The following is a 13,915-nucleotide window of genomic DNA, read 5'->3' on the forward strand; positions in this document are numbered from 1 at the left end:
GCACAGCCTCATGTCACAGCGTCGCTTTTCATATGGCTTCGAACAGCATGGCTTCGAACGGCATGGTCTGTTCGAAGCCACTTTCATAACGGGCGGTCACATCCGCACGGCTTCGAACAACACAGCCTGGGCGGGGTGCAGGCTCGGCGGTCGAAGGCCGTATGTTTCCAAGGCGACCGCAGGCAGGAGCACTCCGTGGGACGTCCACCAACCAAGTGACGATTGCCCGTTGCCGATGCCGGTGGCGTCGAGGTCCGCGCTGACAGGCAGCGGCTTGATTTGGTAAACGGCATCGCGGGCAAGCCCTGGAAGATTGACCGGTGCGGCAGGGTATGTCTGCGATGTGGTGAGCTGGGTGAAGCGGTACACGGCGTATGACCGGTCGGCGCTGACGATGCCATCCAACCGCACCGCTGGATCGGCGGTGTCGGCATGCACAACCGTTCCCGTAGCAAACGTGCGGCGGCGCTTCTTGTAAGCCTCCACCCATGTGGCGAGCCTATGCAGATTCTCGGGCGGCTCCTTGAGCAAATTCCATTCGATGCCCAGGTGGCCGAAGAACGCCATTGCCATGCGCAGGTCCTGGCTTGTCGCACGATGCGTCGAATGCGCCGGGCTTGCCCCCACATGCTCGCCCATCATCTCGGGCGGCACCAGAAGCGACGTGTAGCGCTGAATGTCGGCGCGCTCCACCGGATCGACGCAATCGGAGGTCCAGATGCGGTCGGCGTAGCGCAGGATTCCCAAATCCACGCGAGCCCCGCCGGACGCGCAGCTTTCAATCTCGAGCCGTGGGTGCGCGAATTTCAGGTCATGGAAGATTCGATACACGGCAAGCGTCTGCCCGTGCACCGCGGGACGGCCGGTGCGCGGCGACACAGCTTCGGTGACCAGCCTGTTATGGTCCCATTTGATGTAGTCGATGCCCAGTTCGCCAACCAAGCGGTCCATGGCGCCGAACACATAGTCGTAGGCATCCGGATTCGTCAGGTCGACGACCTGCTGGGAGCGCCCTTGCAACGGCAGGCGTGCGGGGGTGGGGCGCAGCACCCAATCCGGATGCTTTCGAAACATTTCGGAATCCGGATTCACCATCTCCGGCTCGAACCACAGGCCGAACTCCATGCCCTTGCGATGCACGTAATCCGCCAGCGACTTGAGACTGTTGGGGCCGTCAGGCCAGACGTCCTGCGAAACCCACCAGTCGCCCAAGCCCGAAGTGTCGTCTCGCCTTGAACCGAACCATCCGTCATCCACGACGAACCGTTCCACGCCGCTGTCCGCTGCCTTGTCGGCAAGTCGGGCGAGCGTGTCGTAATCATGCTGGAAGTACACGGCCTCCCACGTATTGAGGATGACCGGACGCGGCTTGCGTGTCAGATTCGGGTGCTGTGCGCGCACGAATCCATGGAAGCGGTGCGCGACCTCATCCAGCCCGGTGCCGAACGCTCCATACACCCACGGCGTGGTGTAATGCTCGCCGCGCGCGAGCGTGATTTCGCCGCCGAACAGCTTCTCGCCTCCGCCAATCACGCCTTGGGCGTAGGGCAGGCGTTCCGCGGACAGCACGCTGTTGCCGCTCCAGCCGACATGCACTGAATACACGTCGCCGCGTTCGAAACCGAATCCGGGCGTGCCGGCGGTCAGCAGCAGGGATGCGTCGAAGTCGGGGCGCCCGGCCATCGACAGTCTTTCGAAGCGGCCGATGGTGAGCGGCTGGCGCTGGGGTGAGCGTTCGTGCAAATGGTGGCCTGTGGTGGTGAGTATCTCGGTTGCCTGCTGGGGCAGCGGGTAGCCCAGCTCGATGCCATTGACGTCAAGCGCGCCTTCGCCGAGGTTGGTGATGGTGGCGCGTTGACGAATCAGGCCCGAGTCGGTCAGTTCGCAGTCCCAGTGCAGGCCGATGTGCTGCTCGCTGTCTTCGGCGTCGACGCTGAGGGATGGGGATGCGGACGCTGAGGGAACGGATGTGCGGACGGGGCTGTCGGAGGGGCGGATGGTGTCGGTGTCGGACGGGCGGATGGTGTCGGTGTCGGACGGGTGGATGTCGGTGTTGGACGGGCGGATGGCGGTGACGCTGAAGTTGCAGAATGCTTCGGTGCCGTCTCGGCGGATGTCGATGCGAGGGGCGCCGATCCATGATTCCGATTGCGTGGGGATAATGCTTGGCCATGCGGTGTTGTCCAAAGCCCCGGACACGCGTTGCGGATGCAGCGCGTCATAGAGGGCCGCGACGGTTTCCGGGTGGGGCAATGGGCGTCCCCAGTGAACGAAACGCGGAAGGTCATGCCCGGGGAAGACGAGTGCGAATGCAACGTTGGCGGAGGTGTTCTCGGCGTATGCTGCGGTGAGTGCGGTGCCGTCGGCGGCGTGCGCGTGGGTGATGGTCATGTGCGTCATTGCCGTGCTCTCCTTTGAGATCGGTTGGTCGGGTCGGTTGGTTGGGTTGGTTGCGGTTGATTGTGATCGGCTGCGGCCGGCTGCGGTTGACTGTGGTCAGTTGCGGTTGGCTGCGGCCGGCTGCGGGGCTGTATTTGGCTGCAGTTGGCTGGGCATCGGGTGCTGCGGGCGTCTGACTGCCGGTGGTCGCAGCGTCTCGATGATGTTGGCAGGGTGGCTTGCAGCATGGCGCTGTTGCCAGATGCCGATTGCTTCTTCGTTGAGGTTTTTGAGGTTTTTTAACCCCATCGTATGTGCGTGGGTGTGACACGATGGCGTGTCGCGATTTTGAATTCACGCAAATCATATGCATAATTATGCATATATTCACATATTCTTTATGCGATGCGGTGGCCGGCGAGCGGCATGCACGGTGCCGCAGCCAGATGGAACGGAAGGGGGGAGTCTGCGGGAAAGCTCACGATAACAGTGGCTGGCGCTACAGGGTACGCAGGTGGAGAGGCCTTGCGCATCCTTACGCGGCACCCTTATTTTTGCGCAGCATCCTTATTTTGGAGTGCGGAACCGCGCATCGGGAATGCGTTCCGCGGCCAGGCTCGTCGTCGCTGTCCTCGCTGTCGTCTGCTGCGCTGTCGTGACATCATTGCCTGCGAATGCGACCGGGGCGAAAGGGTGAGAGGCGTGGTATTGACATGGTATTGACGGCGAATGTCATATGGCTGGTGGCGGCGGTTGTGTTGACGCACTGGTCCCGTCGGTTGAACGACACGGGTTTCGGACCGTACGTCCGGTGCCCATGGTGCCGCAAGTGGTATCAGGCGTGCGAGCTCGCCTGCCCGTCATGCTGTTTTGACGACCATCCTCCGGTGCGGACGGGTGCGTCACTGCCGTGGAACACAGCCGTCCGTGACGGTGATGTCGCTGATCAAGCGGTGATCGAATGCCGTCGGGTGGGCGAGTCGTTGAAGACCGCCAAGACGCTGCGCGCCCTGGTCTACGCCCGGTTCGTGATTATCGTGGTGGCGTGCGCGCTTGCCGGGTGGTGTATCGAGCTCAATTGCGAGGGTTTCGATGCCGGCGGGATCAACACAGTGAGGAGCGGGCGTGAGATGTTCTGGCCGCTGATTGGCTGGAACTTTTACGAGCTTACGGCATCCTTCTACCTGCTGGGTGACGGGGGTACCACGTGTCAAGGGCCGTCGGGCCCCCTGCAGCCCCTGGCCGCGTGCGTGCTGTGCCGGGGCAGATACACTGGCATAGCTGGCAGAGGATGGCGGTATTCGGACTGCCGGCGGCATGCGGGTCTTGCCGCGGTGCTCTCGTATACGGGGTGCGGTGTTGCGAGCCTCGCCCTGCTGACGATAGAGCTGTACTGCGGCATCTTCCCGTCGCACCCCGTCACGGCCGATATCGGCCCCTCTGGCGTCACGGTGCGTGTCCTTGGTATCGCCGTCGCCATTTACGCAGTGAACATCATGCTGGTGGGCGTGGCGTCGCGCGCTGGATCCTTGGTCGAACGGCCGCAATCCGACATCCCCGACGGCGGATGGCCGGAACTCCCCTCGAATGCCTTGCCCGATAAGGTGAAGCAGTCCAACCTGATCATCGACCCTGATGGCGCCCTAGTCGGCGGCGTATGGTTCCCCGTCGTTCTCGAACCAGTCCAACCTGATTATCGACCCTGATGGCGCGGCGGGCGAAAGGGCCGTGACCATCACGCCGTCCGGGGCATTGCGAAAGCATGATCGGATACCAGCCCCTGTGCTGCAGGCAGCAGTAACGCTACAAGACCCATGGGGCAGTGGCCTGACCGGTTACCGTATCGGACAGGCCACTGCCCCCATCGTTTCGTTGGGAGTCGCCGTGTCAGCCGCCCGCCGCACCTGTGGACGGTATCGGTGCGGCTGCGCCAGGAGGCGCGGGCCATACGCGCCGTGGCGCGCACCAGCCTCATGTGTCAGCTGCCTCCATCGTATGTGCGTGTGTGTGGCACGATGGCGTGTCGCGATTTTGAATTCACGCAAATCATATGCATAATTATGCATATATTCACATATTCTTTATGCGATGCGGTGGCCGGCGAGCGGCACGCACGGTGCCGCAGCCAGATGGAATGGAAGGAGCGGCTGTGGGAAAGCTCACGGTAGCAGTGGCTGGCGCTACAGGGTACGCAGGTGGAGAGGCCTTGCGCATCCTTGCGCAGCACCCTAATTTTGAAGTGACATGCGTGGCGGGGCATTCCTCCGCGGGGCAGAGCTTTGCCCCGTTCGCGCCGTATATCCCGCAGCTTGCTGGCCTTACGGTGCAGGATTCCACGCCGGAGAATCTCAATGGGCACGATGTCATCATCCTCGCCCTTCCGCATGGGGCATCGGGTGCGCTCGCTGCGCAGCTCGACCCTGACAGCATTGTCATCGACCTCGGGGCTGATCACCGCCTTGAGGAAAAGAGCGCGTGGGATGCCTTCTACGGTGGCGATTTCTACGAGCACTGGACGTATGGCATGCCCGAGCTCATCATCGGCAAGAACCCCGATGGCTCCTACAAGCGTCAGCGCGAGTGCATTCCCGGTGTCAAGCGCATTGCGGGGCCTGGTTGCAACGTGACGGCGACCACGCTCGCCATGCAGCCGGGTATCGCTGAAGGGCTTGTGGACCCCAAAGGCATCGTCGCGGATCTGGTCGTCGGCTACTCCGGCGCCGGCAAGAGTCTCAAGAAGCCGTATCTTCTGGCGTCCGAAGCATTGCAATCCGCTCTGCCATATTCCGTGGCAGGCAAGCACCGCCACATTCCCGAGATCTTGCAGAACTTCGCGCACGCCGCAGGGCTTTCCGCAGCCGACGCGGATCGCTTCACGCTTGGTTTCACACCAATCCTCGCACCCATGTCGCGTGGCATCCTGGCAACGGTCAGCGCACCGCTGACCGACAAGGCCAAGGATCTGTCGGACGCACAGATCCGCGACGTGTGGCTCCACGCCTATGAAGGCCAGCAGTTCATCTGCGTACTGCCCGAAGGCATGCTGCCTGCCTCGGCGAATGTACTCGGCTCGAACGCCGCGCACATCCAAGTGGCGGTCGATCGCAATTCCCAGAGGCTCTATGCGTTCAGCGCCATCGACAACCTCAACCGTGGCACTGCTGGTCAAGCAATCGAATCACTCAACATCGCCCTTGGGCTCGACGAGTCCACCGGCCTCACCAAGATTGGAGTAGCACCGTGAGCGTCGTATTCCCCAAAGGTTTCAGCACTGCATCCATCGCAGCGGGCATCTCTGCCGTCAAAGGCAAGAAAGACCTCGCGCTGGTCGTCAACAATGGACCGCTTGATGCTGCCGCTGGCGTCTTCACATCGAACCGTTTCTGCGCTGCTCCCGTGCAGTGGTCCCGCAAGGCCATCGCTGATGGGCATCTGCGCGGCGTCGTCATCAACTCCGGCTGCGCAAACGCATGCACCGGGCAGGCAGGTTACGACCAGGCGGCCAAGGAAGCCGAGACCCTCGCATCCTTGGCTGGATTCCCGAAGTCTTCTGACGTCGCGGTGTGCTCCACAGGCATGATCGGTGACCTGCTGCCGCTCGACAATCTGCTCAACGGCATGAAGGCTGCATACCCTACGCTTGCCAGCACGCCTGAGGCAGGCCATGAATCATCCGTCGCCATCCTCACGACCGACACTCATCCCAAGACCGTCGAGATCGAAGCCGCAGGGTATCGCATCGGCGGCATGGTCAAGGGCTCGGGCATGATTGCGCCGCAGCTGGCGACGATGATCTGCGTCATCACCACCGATGCTGTCGTGACACCGGAACAGATGCATGCGGCATTGGAGCATGGCGCCGAATACAGCTTCAACCGCATCGACGTGGACGGTTGCATGTCCACGAACGACACTGTGCTGCTCCTCGCATCCGGCGCCTCCGGAGTCACCCCCGACCCCGAGGAGTTCGCACAGAACATCGCCAAGGCCACCGCAAGCCTCGCCCGTCAGATCGTGGGCGATGGCGAAGGATCGTCGCATGACATCCGAGTGAAGGTCACCGGCGCCACAAGCGAAGACGCGGCGCTCGCATGTGCACGCGCAGTGGCGGCAAGCAACCTGCTCAAGTGCGCCATCTGCGGCAATGACCCGAACTGGGGCCGCGTCGTCAGCTCACTGGGCATCGTGCCAGAAGACGTGGCGCCTTATGACCCCAACGATGTGACCGTGGACGTCAATGGCGTGCGGGTGTGCGACGGCGGCAAGCCGGGGCAGCCCCGCGACCTCGTCCACATGGAGGAACGCGAAGTGCACATCGACATCGACCTCAACACCGGTTCCACCGGCGAGGCCACGGTGTGGACGGACGACCTCACGCACGAGTACGTTCACATCAACGCGGATTACGAATCCTGAGCCGGGCGCACAGCGGACGATTGCCGGATTGGCAGTCAGTCCGCTTGCGTCGGTACAGCCAAACAAACGAAAAGAAGTTACATGAGCGAATTGAAAGGCCCGGGATACCACATCGACGTCCACGCCGATCTGACGGCCGACCAGAAGGCAGAGGTCCTCATCGAGGCGTTGCCATGGCTTGAGGAATTCTCCGGACAAAGGGTCGTCATCAAGTACGGCGGCAATGCAATGGTCAACGAACGCCTCAAGCAGGCGTTCGCCGAAGACATGGTGTTTCTTCACCAAGTCGGCATGCATCCCATCGTCGTGCATGGAGGCGGCCCCCAGATTTCCAAGATGCTTGCGGCATTGGGCATCAAGTCGGAGTTCAAGGGTGGTCTGCGCGTGACCACGCCCGAGGCCATGGACGTCGTGCGCATGGTGCTTACCGGCAAAGTGTCGCGTGAACTCGTCGACCTGATCAATTCCCATCGCCCCCTTGCCATCGGCATGAGCGGCGAAGACGGCGGATTGTTCACCGCTGTCAAGCGCAAGCCCGTCATCGACGGCAAGCCCACTGACATCGGCTTGGTGGGTGACGTGATCAGTGTGGATGCATCCGCGGTGGAAGATCTCATCGCAGCAGGACGTATTCCTGTGGTGAGCTCCGTGGCGCCGGACGAGGAGGACGTCACGCAGGTGCTTAACGTGAACGCCGATTCTGCGGCAGCCGCATTGGCAACAGCCGTGGGCGCTCGCAAACTCGTCATTCTTACGGATGTCGAAGGCCTGTACGCGGACTGGCCTGACAAGGATTCCCTCGTTGGCCGCATCGGTTCTTCCACACTGCAAGACATGATGGGCGAATTGGAGAGCGGCATGCGTCCCAAGATGGAGGCGTGCATCCGCGCAGTCGACGGCGGAGTGGAGGAAGCCCACGTGATTGATGGGCGACGCCCGCATTCGCTGCTGAACGAAATCTTCACACGGGATGGCATCGGCACAATGGTCGTGCCTGGAGAAGGAATGGAAATGAGGAGCCAATATGGCACAATCTGACGACACCACGTTGGAGCAGCTCGGTCCTAAAGACGCCGCATTGCTTCAGCAATACAGCGATGTTCACATGAACGTGTTTGGCACGCCGCTGCGCGTCATGGACCACGCGCAAGGCACCCGCATCTGGGATGTTGACGGTAACGAATACCTCGACTTCCTTGGCGGTATCGCAGTGAACTCGCTGGGCTATGGGCATCCTGCATGGATCAAGGCGCTCACCGAGCAGGCCAACAAGGTTGCGCACACGTCGAACTATTTCGCCACCGTGCCTCAGATCACCTTGGCCTCCAAGCTGATTGAGAAGGCGGGCGCACCCGAAGGCTCCCTCGTGTATTTCGGCAATTCCGGCGCCGAGGCGAACGAAGCCGCGATGAAACTCGCTAAGCTGCATGGCAATACGCTTCCCAACAATACAGGCAAACCAGCGCGCATCATCGCCCTGACCCATGCGTTCCATGGCCGCACCCTCGGCGCATTGTCCATCACGTGGAAACCGGTGATTCGCGAACAGTTCGAGCCGCTCGTGCCTGGCGCACAGTTCGTCGAGGCCGGCAACGTGCAGGCGCTGCAGGATGCTTTTGACGCCAGCGATGAGCAGGGGCCCGTCGCCGCGGTCATCATGGAACTCATCCAAGGCGAAGCGGGCGTGCTCCCGGTGGGCGCCGAGTTTGTGAAGGCCGCACGCCAGCTGTGCACCGAACACGGCGCACTGCTCATCATCGACGAAGTGCAGACCGGCATCGGACGCACCGGCAAATGGTTCGCTTTCCAGCGCGAAGACCTCTCCGGCGGCATCATCCCTGACGCCGTGACATTCGCCAAGGGCGTCGCTGGTGGCTTCCCCATGGGCGGGCTTATCGCATTCGGCAAGCGCAATTCATCCCTGTTCACTCCCGGTTCCCATGGGTCGACTTTCGCAGGCAACCCCTTGGGCTGTGCATGCGGCGTGGCGACCATCGACACAATCGAATCCGAGGGATTGCTCGCCAACGCAGAGGAACGTGGCAAGCAGTTGCGTGACGGTCTCGCCTCATGCGGCAACCCGTTGTTCACGCAGTCTCGCGGCAGGGGATTGCTCAATGCTGTCGTGCTCGCGCATCCGTGCGCGCATGCGGCTGCGAATTGGGCGTTGGAACACGGTCTTATCGTCAATCCGGTGGCGCCTCACGCCCTTCGCATGGCACCGCCGCTCGTCGTGTCGGAAAGCGATGTGGACGAGGCCGTGAGCATTCTGGCCAAGGTCCCCTCTGATCTGCCGGATGACTGAATCCGCTGGATGACTGAGCCGAAGCACAGAGCCCGTCACACAACTATTAATCTTGGTACGTAACATCCGCGCCTCTCTGCTGGGTAACTGCAGCCGCATTGCCGGCGCCACCCCGCAGAGGCGCGGAATCATCGGAAGAAGGAAGACTCATGACACATCAGCTGCGTCACATGCTTCGCGATGACGACATCACCCATGAAGAGCAGAAGCAAATCCTCAAACTGGGCATGAAGTTCCGCGAAAACCGTTTCTATTCCCAGCCGTTTGCCGGCCCGCAGGCTGTGGCTGTGCTTTTCGACAAAAACAGCACTCGCACTCGCTCCAGCTTCTCCATCGGCGTTGCCGAGCTGGGCGGCTACCCGCTGGTCATCGACAAGTCCAGCTCCCAGCTGGGCCGTGGCGAGCCGGTCGCTGACACCGCACGAGTGCTCACGCGCATGGCATACACCATCGTGTGGCGCACTTACGGACAGGACCGTGTCGAAGAAATGGCGAAGTATTCCACGGTGCCGGTCATCAATGCTCTGACCGATGATTTCCATCCCTGCCAGGTGCTCGCCGACTTCCTCACCATCGCGCAGTTCCGCGGCGGTGTGGACGAGCTGCACAACAAGACCATCGCCTACGTCGGAGATGCAGCCAACAACATGTCCAACTCATACCTTCTCGCAGGTGCTGTGGCTGGCATGGATGTGCGCGTGGCGGGGCCGCAAGGCTTCCTGCCCCGCAAGGACATCGTCGACGATGCCAAGCGCATCGCTGAGCAGAATGGCGGTAGCATCCTCGTCACCACTGATCCGCGTGAAGCGGTTGATGGCGCTGACTGCGTGTTCACCGATACGTGGGTGTCGATGGGCGAGGAAGCCGAATATGCGATTCGTTCCAAGCCGTTCTGGGATTATCAGGTCAACGACAAGCTCATGAGCTATGCCAAGCCGGATGCATTGTTCCAGCACTGCCTGCCCGCATATCGCGGCAAGGAAGTGACGCCATCCGTCATCGACGGGCCGCAGTCCGTCGTGTGGGACGAGGCGGAGAACCGACTGCACGCGCAGAAAGCCCTCATGACCTGGCTCATCGCTTGGCAACGTGAGGATCCGTCGCTGTTGGGGGAGTGCGCATGAGCGAAAGGCCTGTACTCAACATGAAACGTCCCATGACCAAGGCCGCACGCCTGAGCGTCATCGAGGATGTTTTGCTCAAGCACATCGTCACGTCCCAGCAGCAGTTGCTGATCATGCTCGCCGAGCAGGGACTCGATGTAACGCAGAGCACGTTGAGCCGCGATCTTGATGAGCTCCATGCCGTCAAGACGCGGAAGGCCGATGGCAGCGTGGCATATGAGCTCCCGCTGCCACCGCACACGCATACTTCCTCCGCTACCGATGCATCCGGCAGCGATACCCTGTTTGCACCTGCAAAAGAAGATCCGCTGCTGTCGAAAACACTCACCGGCATGGTGCTCTCCGTCGCAGCGGCGGGAAACATCGTCGTCCTGCACACTCCTTCCGGGGCTGCGCAATACCTGGGCAGTGTGCTGGACAGGGCGAACTTGGATTCTGTGCTCGGTACAATCGCTGGGGACGATACAGTCATGATCGTGACCAGCGACGCCGATGGCGCCCAGCGCACGGCGCAACGCTTGCTCAGCCTCGCGGTTGACCAACGCAGCGCTGGCGCATCAGACGCTCCGACCGACCGTTGAGGCAAATAAGGCATACCATTAACTTCAGCGCATAGCACGCATAACACAATAAACAACACATTCCTTCGGGAATGAGAACCGAAAGGCACAACATGGCAGACAAGAACCGCATTGTCCTGGCGTATTCGGGAGGTCTCGACACCTCCGTCGCCATCCCCTACCTCAAGGAGCGCACCGGCAAGGATGTCGTGGCTGTCTCCCTTGATGTGGGCCAGGGTGGCGAAAGCCTTGAAACGGTGAAGGAACGCGCCCTCGCGTGCGGTGCCGTCGAAGCATACGTCGTGGATGCTCGCAACGAGTTCGCCGACGAGTACTGCATGCTCGCGCTCAAGGCGAACGCCATGTATGAAGGCGTGTACCCGCTCGTCTCCGCCATCTCCCGTCCGCTTATCACCAAGCATCTGGTGCGTGCTGCCCATCAGTTCGGCGCCGACACCATCGCACACGGTTGCACCGGCAAGGGCAACGACCAGGTGCGTTTCGAAGTGTCGATTCAGTCCATCGACCCGACGCTCAAGGCCATCAGCCCGATTCGCGATCTGCAGCTGACTCGCGACATCGAGATCAAGTACGCGCAGGATCACAAGCTTCCGATCGAGCAGACCGAGAAGTCGCCGTACTCCATCGACCAGAATGTGTGGGGCCGTGCCATTGAGACCGGTTACCTCGAGGATCCGTGGAATGCTCCGACCAAGGACGTCTATTCCTACACGGATGATCCTTCCTTCCCGCCGGTCGAAGATGAAGTCACCATCGAATTCAAGCGGGGCGTTCCGGTCAAGATCGACGGCAAGGACGTCACGCCTCTCCAGGCCATCGAAGAGATGAACCGTCGTGCTGGCGCACAGGGCATCGGCCGCATCGATCTCATCGAAGACCGTCTCGTGGGCATCAAGTCCCGTGAGCTTTATGAAGCTCCGGGCGCCGTGGCGCTTATCACCGCCCATCAGGAGCTCGAGAACTGCTGCTTGGAGCGCGAGCAGCACCGCATCAAGCGCGACATCGACAAGCGTTGGGGCGAGCTTGTGTACGATGCGCAGTGGTATTCGCCCGCCGTGCATTCGCTCAATGCCTTCATCGAAGACACGCAGCGTTACGTCTCCGGCGAGATTCGCATGACGCTCCATGGCGGCCGCGCCGTCGTGACGGGTCGTCGTTCCGACGCCTCCCTGTACGACTACAAGCTCGCCACCTATGATTCTGGTGACACCTTCGACCAGCATGCATCCGTGGGCTTCATCGAGATCTACGGCCTGCCGAGCAAGGTCGCCGCGGCACGCGACGTGAAGTTCGGCAACGCCATCGAAGTTCCCGAAAACACTGTCGAATAAACACATGCTGATGAGTTGCCCTGCGGCGTGGATTCCTCACGCCGCAGGGCAACATAGCAAATGCCGAGCACAACCGATCTGGAGGAAGAATGACACTGACCAATGCCAGCGGGACCACTGATGCGTCCCGTTCCGAAGGCAATGAGCCCCATGAGGGAATCGCGCTGTGGGGAGGGCGTTTCAGCTCTGGTCCGTCCCCGGCCCTTGCACGATTGAGCAAATCAACCCAGTTCGATTGGATTCTTGCGGATGATGACATTGCCGGGTCACGTGCCCATGCGCGTGCTCTGGGCAGGGCGGGATTGCTCTCCGACGATGAGTTGAAGCATATGGAAGAAGCGTTGGACGAATTGCAGCGTCGCGTGGATTCCGGTGAATTCGCTCCCATTGAAGAAGACGAGGACGAAGCCACGGCATTGGAACGTGGTCTCCTTGAAATCGCCGGTGACGAACTCGGCGGCAAGCTGCGTGCAGGACGTTCCCGCAACGACCAGATTGCCTGCTTGATTCGCATGTGGCTGCGCCGTCACTCCCGCACGATTGCTTCGCTGCTTATCGGCCTCATCCAGGCCCTTATCGATCAGGCGAAGGCAGCCGGTCACACCGCCATGCCTGGCCGCACGCACATGCAGCATGCTCAGCCCGTGCTGCTTGCCCATCAGCTCATGGCCCATGCCTGGCCGTTGCTGCGCGACATCCAGCGTCTGTCAGACTGGGACAAGCGTGCCGACGCCAGCCCCTACGGTTCTGGAGCGCTTGCAGGCAACACCCTTGGTTTGGATCCCGAGGCGGTCGCCAAGGAACTTGGCTTCTCCCGTGTGACCGACAACTCCATCGACGGCACATCATCGCGTGACGTCGTGGCGGAATTCGCCTTCATCGCCGCCATGATCGGCGTAGACCTGTCTCGGCTCTCGGAAGAAATCATCATCTGGAATACCCAGGAGTTCGCTTTCGTCAAGCTCGATGACGCGTATTCCACTGGGTCCTCCATCATGCCTCAGAAGAAGAACCCGGATATCGCCGAGCTTACCCGCGGCAAGGCCGGTCGTTTGATTGGCGACCTTACCGGTCTGCTCGCCACGCTCAAGGGGCTTCCCACCGCTTATGCGCGCGACTTGCAGGAAGACAAGGAGGCCGTGTTCGATCAGGTTGGTCAGCTTGAAGTTATCCTTCCGGCTTTCACTGGCATGGTCGCCACGATGCGTTTCGATAAGGATCGCTTGGAAGAAGAAGCGCCGACCGGTTTCGCACTTGCCACCGATATCGCCGAATGGCTCGTCAAGAACGGTGTGCCGTTCCGCCATGCGCATGAACTCTCCGGCGCCTGCGTCAAAATCGCTGAAAGCAGGGGAGTGGAATTGTGGGATCTTGCCGATGATGATTTCGCCAAGGTCTTCGCCGACTTCCTGCCGGCCGACAAGGCGCCACAGGTGCGCGAGGTCCTCAGCACCCAAGGTTCCGTCGATTCCCGCCGGGGCAAGGGCGGCACGGCATTCGACCGTGTCAGTGAGCAGATTGCCGAGGCCAGCAAGCAGCTGGAGCCTGCGAAGGAGTTCGCCGCATCGGTCTCTGACGGCACGGCATACAAGCCCGAAGGTTCATTGAACTGACAAACTGCTCGGATGGAGCGGTTCCATCCACATGACGCCCGGTTGACGATGGCTTTTCGCGAATCACATGTTTGCAGTGATTCGTCGAGGTGTCCGTCCACCGGGCGTCATGCTATGGGTGTACAGCCAGGATGTTAGTCAGGGACAGCCAGGGTGGGTGTGCCGG

10 protein-coding genes and 1 pseudogene are annotated in these 13,915 nt (G+C 61.2%); 10 read left to right on the top strand and 1 reads right to left on the bottom strand.

Annotation, left to right across the window (positions count from 1 at the left end; genetic code table 11):
• Nucleotides 1–96: 96 nt before the first annotated feature.
• Nucleotides 97–2,400, bottom strand: coding sequence for an alpha-galactosidase (locus CLV65_RS00250; RefSeq protein WP_094691173.1), 2,304 nt, complete (start codon nucleotides 2,398–2,400; stop codon nucleotides 97–99).
• A gap of 405 nt (nucleotides 2,401–2,805) precedes the next feature.
• On the opposite strand from CLV65_RS00250, the pseudogene CLV65_RS09135 reads away from it, so the two are divergent.
• The 10 genes and pseudogenes from CLV65_RS09135 to argH all read left to right on the top strand — a co-directional run.
• Nucleotides 2,806–2,934, top strand: a pseudogene (locus tag CLV65_RS09135) (N-acetyl-gamma-glutamyl-phosphate reductase); the annotation flags it as partial.
• Nucleotides 2,935–3,092: 158 nt separating this feature from the next.
• A complete protein-coding gene (locus CLV65_RS00260) occupies nucleotides 3,093–4,085 on the top strand; it encodes a hypothetical protein (RefSeq protein WP_094691171.1) in 993 nt (330 codons plus the stop codon).
• A gap of 443 nt (nucleotides 4,086–4,528) precedes the next feature.
• Nucleotides 4,529–5,623, top strand: coding sequence for an N-acetyl-gamma-glutamyl-phosphate reductase (gene argC, locus CLV65_RS00265; protein WP_094691170.1), 1,095 nt, complete (start codon nucleotides 4,529–4,531; stop codon nucleotides 5,621–5,623).
• Nucleotides 5,620–6,795, top strand: a complete 1,176-nt coding sequence (argJ, locus tag CLV65_RS00270) for a bifunctional glutamate N-acetyltransferase/amino-acid acetyltransferase ArgJ (protein WP_094691168.1) — start codon at nucleotides 5,620–5,622, stop codon at nucleotides 6,793–6,795. The genes argC and argJ overlap by 4 nt, the downstream gene beginning before the upstream one ends.
• 81 nt (nucleotides 6,796–6,876) lie before the next feature.
• Nucleotides 6,877–7,833, top strand: coding sequence for an acetylglutamate kinase (gene argB, locus CLV65_RS00275; RefSeq protein WP_094691167.1), 957 nt, complete (start codon nucleotides 6,877–6,879; stop codon nucleotides 7,831–7,833).
• Entirely contained in the window at nucleotides 7,820–9,100 is a 1,281-nt protein-coding gene (locus tag CLV65_RS00280) for an acetylornithine transaminase (RefSeq protein ID WP_094691166.1), read from the top strand. The genes argB and CLV65_RS00280 overlap by 14 nt, the downstream gene beginning before the upstream one ends.
• 149 nt (nucleotides 9,101–9,249) lie before the next feature.
• The gene (gene argF / locus CLV65_RS00285) at nucleotides 9,250–10,224 is read left to right on the top strand and encodes an ornithine carbamoyltransferase (protein ID WP_094691165.1); all 975 of its coding nucleotides are present in this window, start codon (nucleotides 9,250–9,252) and stop codon (nucleotides 10,222–10,224) included.
• Nucleotides 10,221–10,805: an arginine repressor gene (locus CLV65_RS00290; RefSeq protein WP_094691163.1), complete on the top strand. Its 585-nt coding sequence runs from the start codon at nucleotides 10,221–10,223 to the stop codon at nucleotides 10,803–10,805. Before argF ends, CLV65_RS00290 begins: the two co-directional genes overlap by 4 nt.
• Before the next feature lie 92 nt (nucleotides 10,806–10,897).
• Nucleotides 10,898–12,136, top strand: coding sequence for an argininosuccinate synthase (locus CLV65_RS00295; protein ID WP_094691161.1), 1,239 nt, complete (start codon nucleotides 10,898–10,900; stop codon nucleotides 12,134–12,136).
• A gap of 89 nt (nucleotides 12,137–12,225) precedes the next feature.
• The gene (gene argH / locus CLV65_RS00300; protein WP_094691160.1) at nucleotides 12,226–13,749 is read left to right on the top strand and encodes an argininosuccinate lyase; all 1,524 of its coding nucleotides are present in this window, start codon (nucleotides 12,226–12,228) and stop codon (nucleotides 13,747–13,749) included.
• Nucleotides 13,750–13,915 lie beyond the last annotated feature (166 nt).

This window comes from Pseudoscardovia suis (genome assembly GCF_002797875.1).
In the GTDB taxonomy this organism is placed as follows: Bacteria; Actinomycetota; Actinomycetes; order Actinomycetales; family Bifidobacteriaceae; genus Pseudoscardovia; species Pseudoscardovia suis.

What these genes read in the sequence shown, in the direction of transcription:
- CLV65_RS00250 (WP_094691173.1), bottom strand. Translation starts at nt 2,400, where the DNA reads ATGACGCACATGACCATCACCCACGCGCACGCCGCCGACGGCACCGCA.
- CLV65_RS00260 (WP_094691171.1), top strand. Translation starts at nt 3,093, where the DNA reads ATGGTATTGACGGCGAATGTCATATGGCTGGTGGCGGCGGTTGTGTTG.
- argB (WP_094691167.1), top strand. Translation starts at nt 6,877, where the DNA reads ATGAGCGAATTGAAAGGCCCGGGATACCACATCGACGTCCACGCCGAT.
- CLV65_RS00280 (WP_094691166.1), top strand. Translation starts at nt 7,820, where the DNA reads ATGGCACAATCTGACGACACCACGTTGGAGCAGCTCGGTCCTAAAGAC.
- argF (WP_094691165.1), top strand. Translation starts at nt 9,250, where the DNA reads ATGACACATCAGCTGCGTCACATGCTTCGCGATGACGACATCACCCAT.
- CLV65_RS00290 (WP_094691163.1), top strand. Translation starts at nt 10,221, where the DNA reads ATGAGCGAAAGGCCTGTACTCAACATGAAACGTCCCATGACCAAGGCC.
- CLV65_RS00295 (WP_094691161.1), top strand. Translation starts at nt 10,898, where the DNA reads ATGGCAGACAAGAACCGCATTGTCCTGGCGTATTCGGGAGGTCTCGAC.
- argH (WP_094691160.1), top strand. Translation starts at nt 12,226, where the DNA reads ATGACACTGACCAATGCCAGCGGGACCACTGATGCGTCCCGTTCCGAA.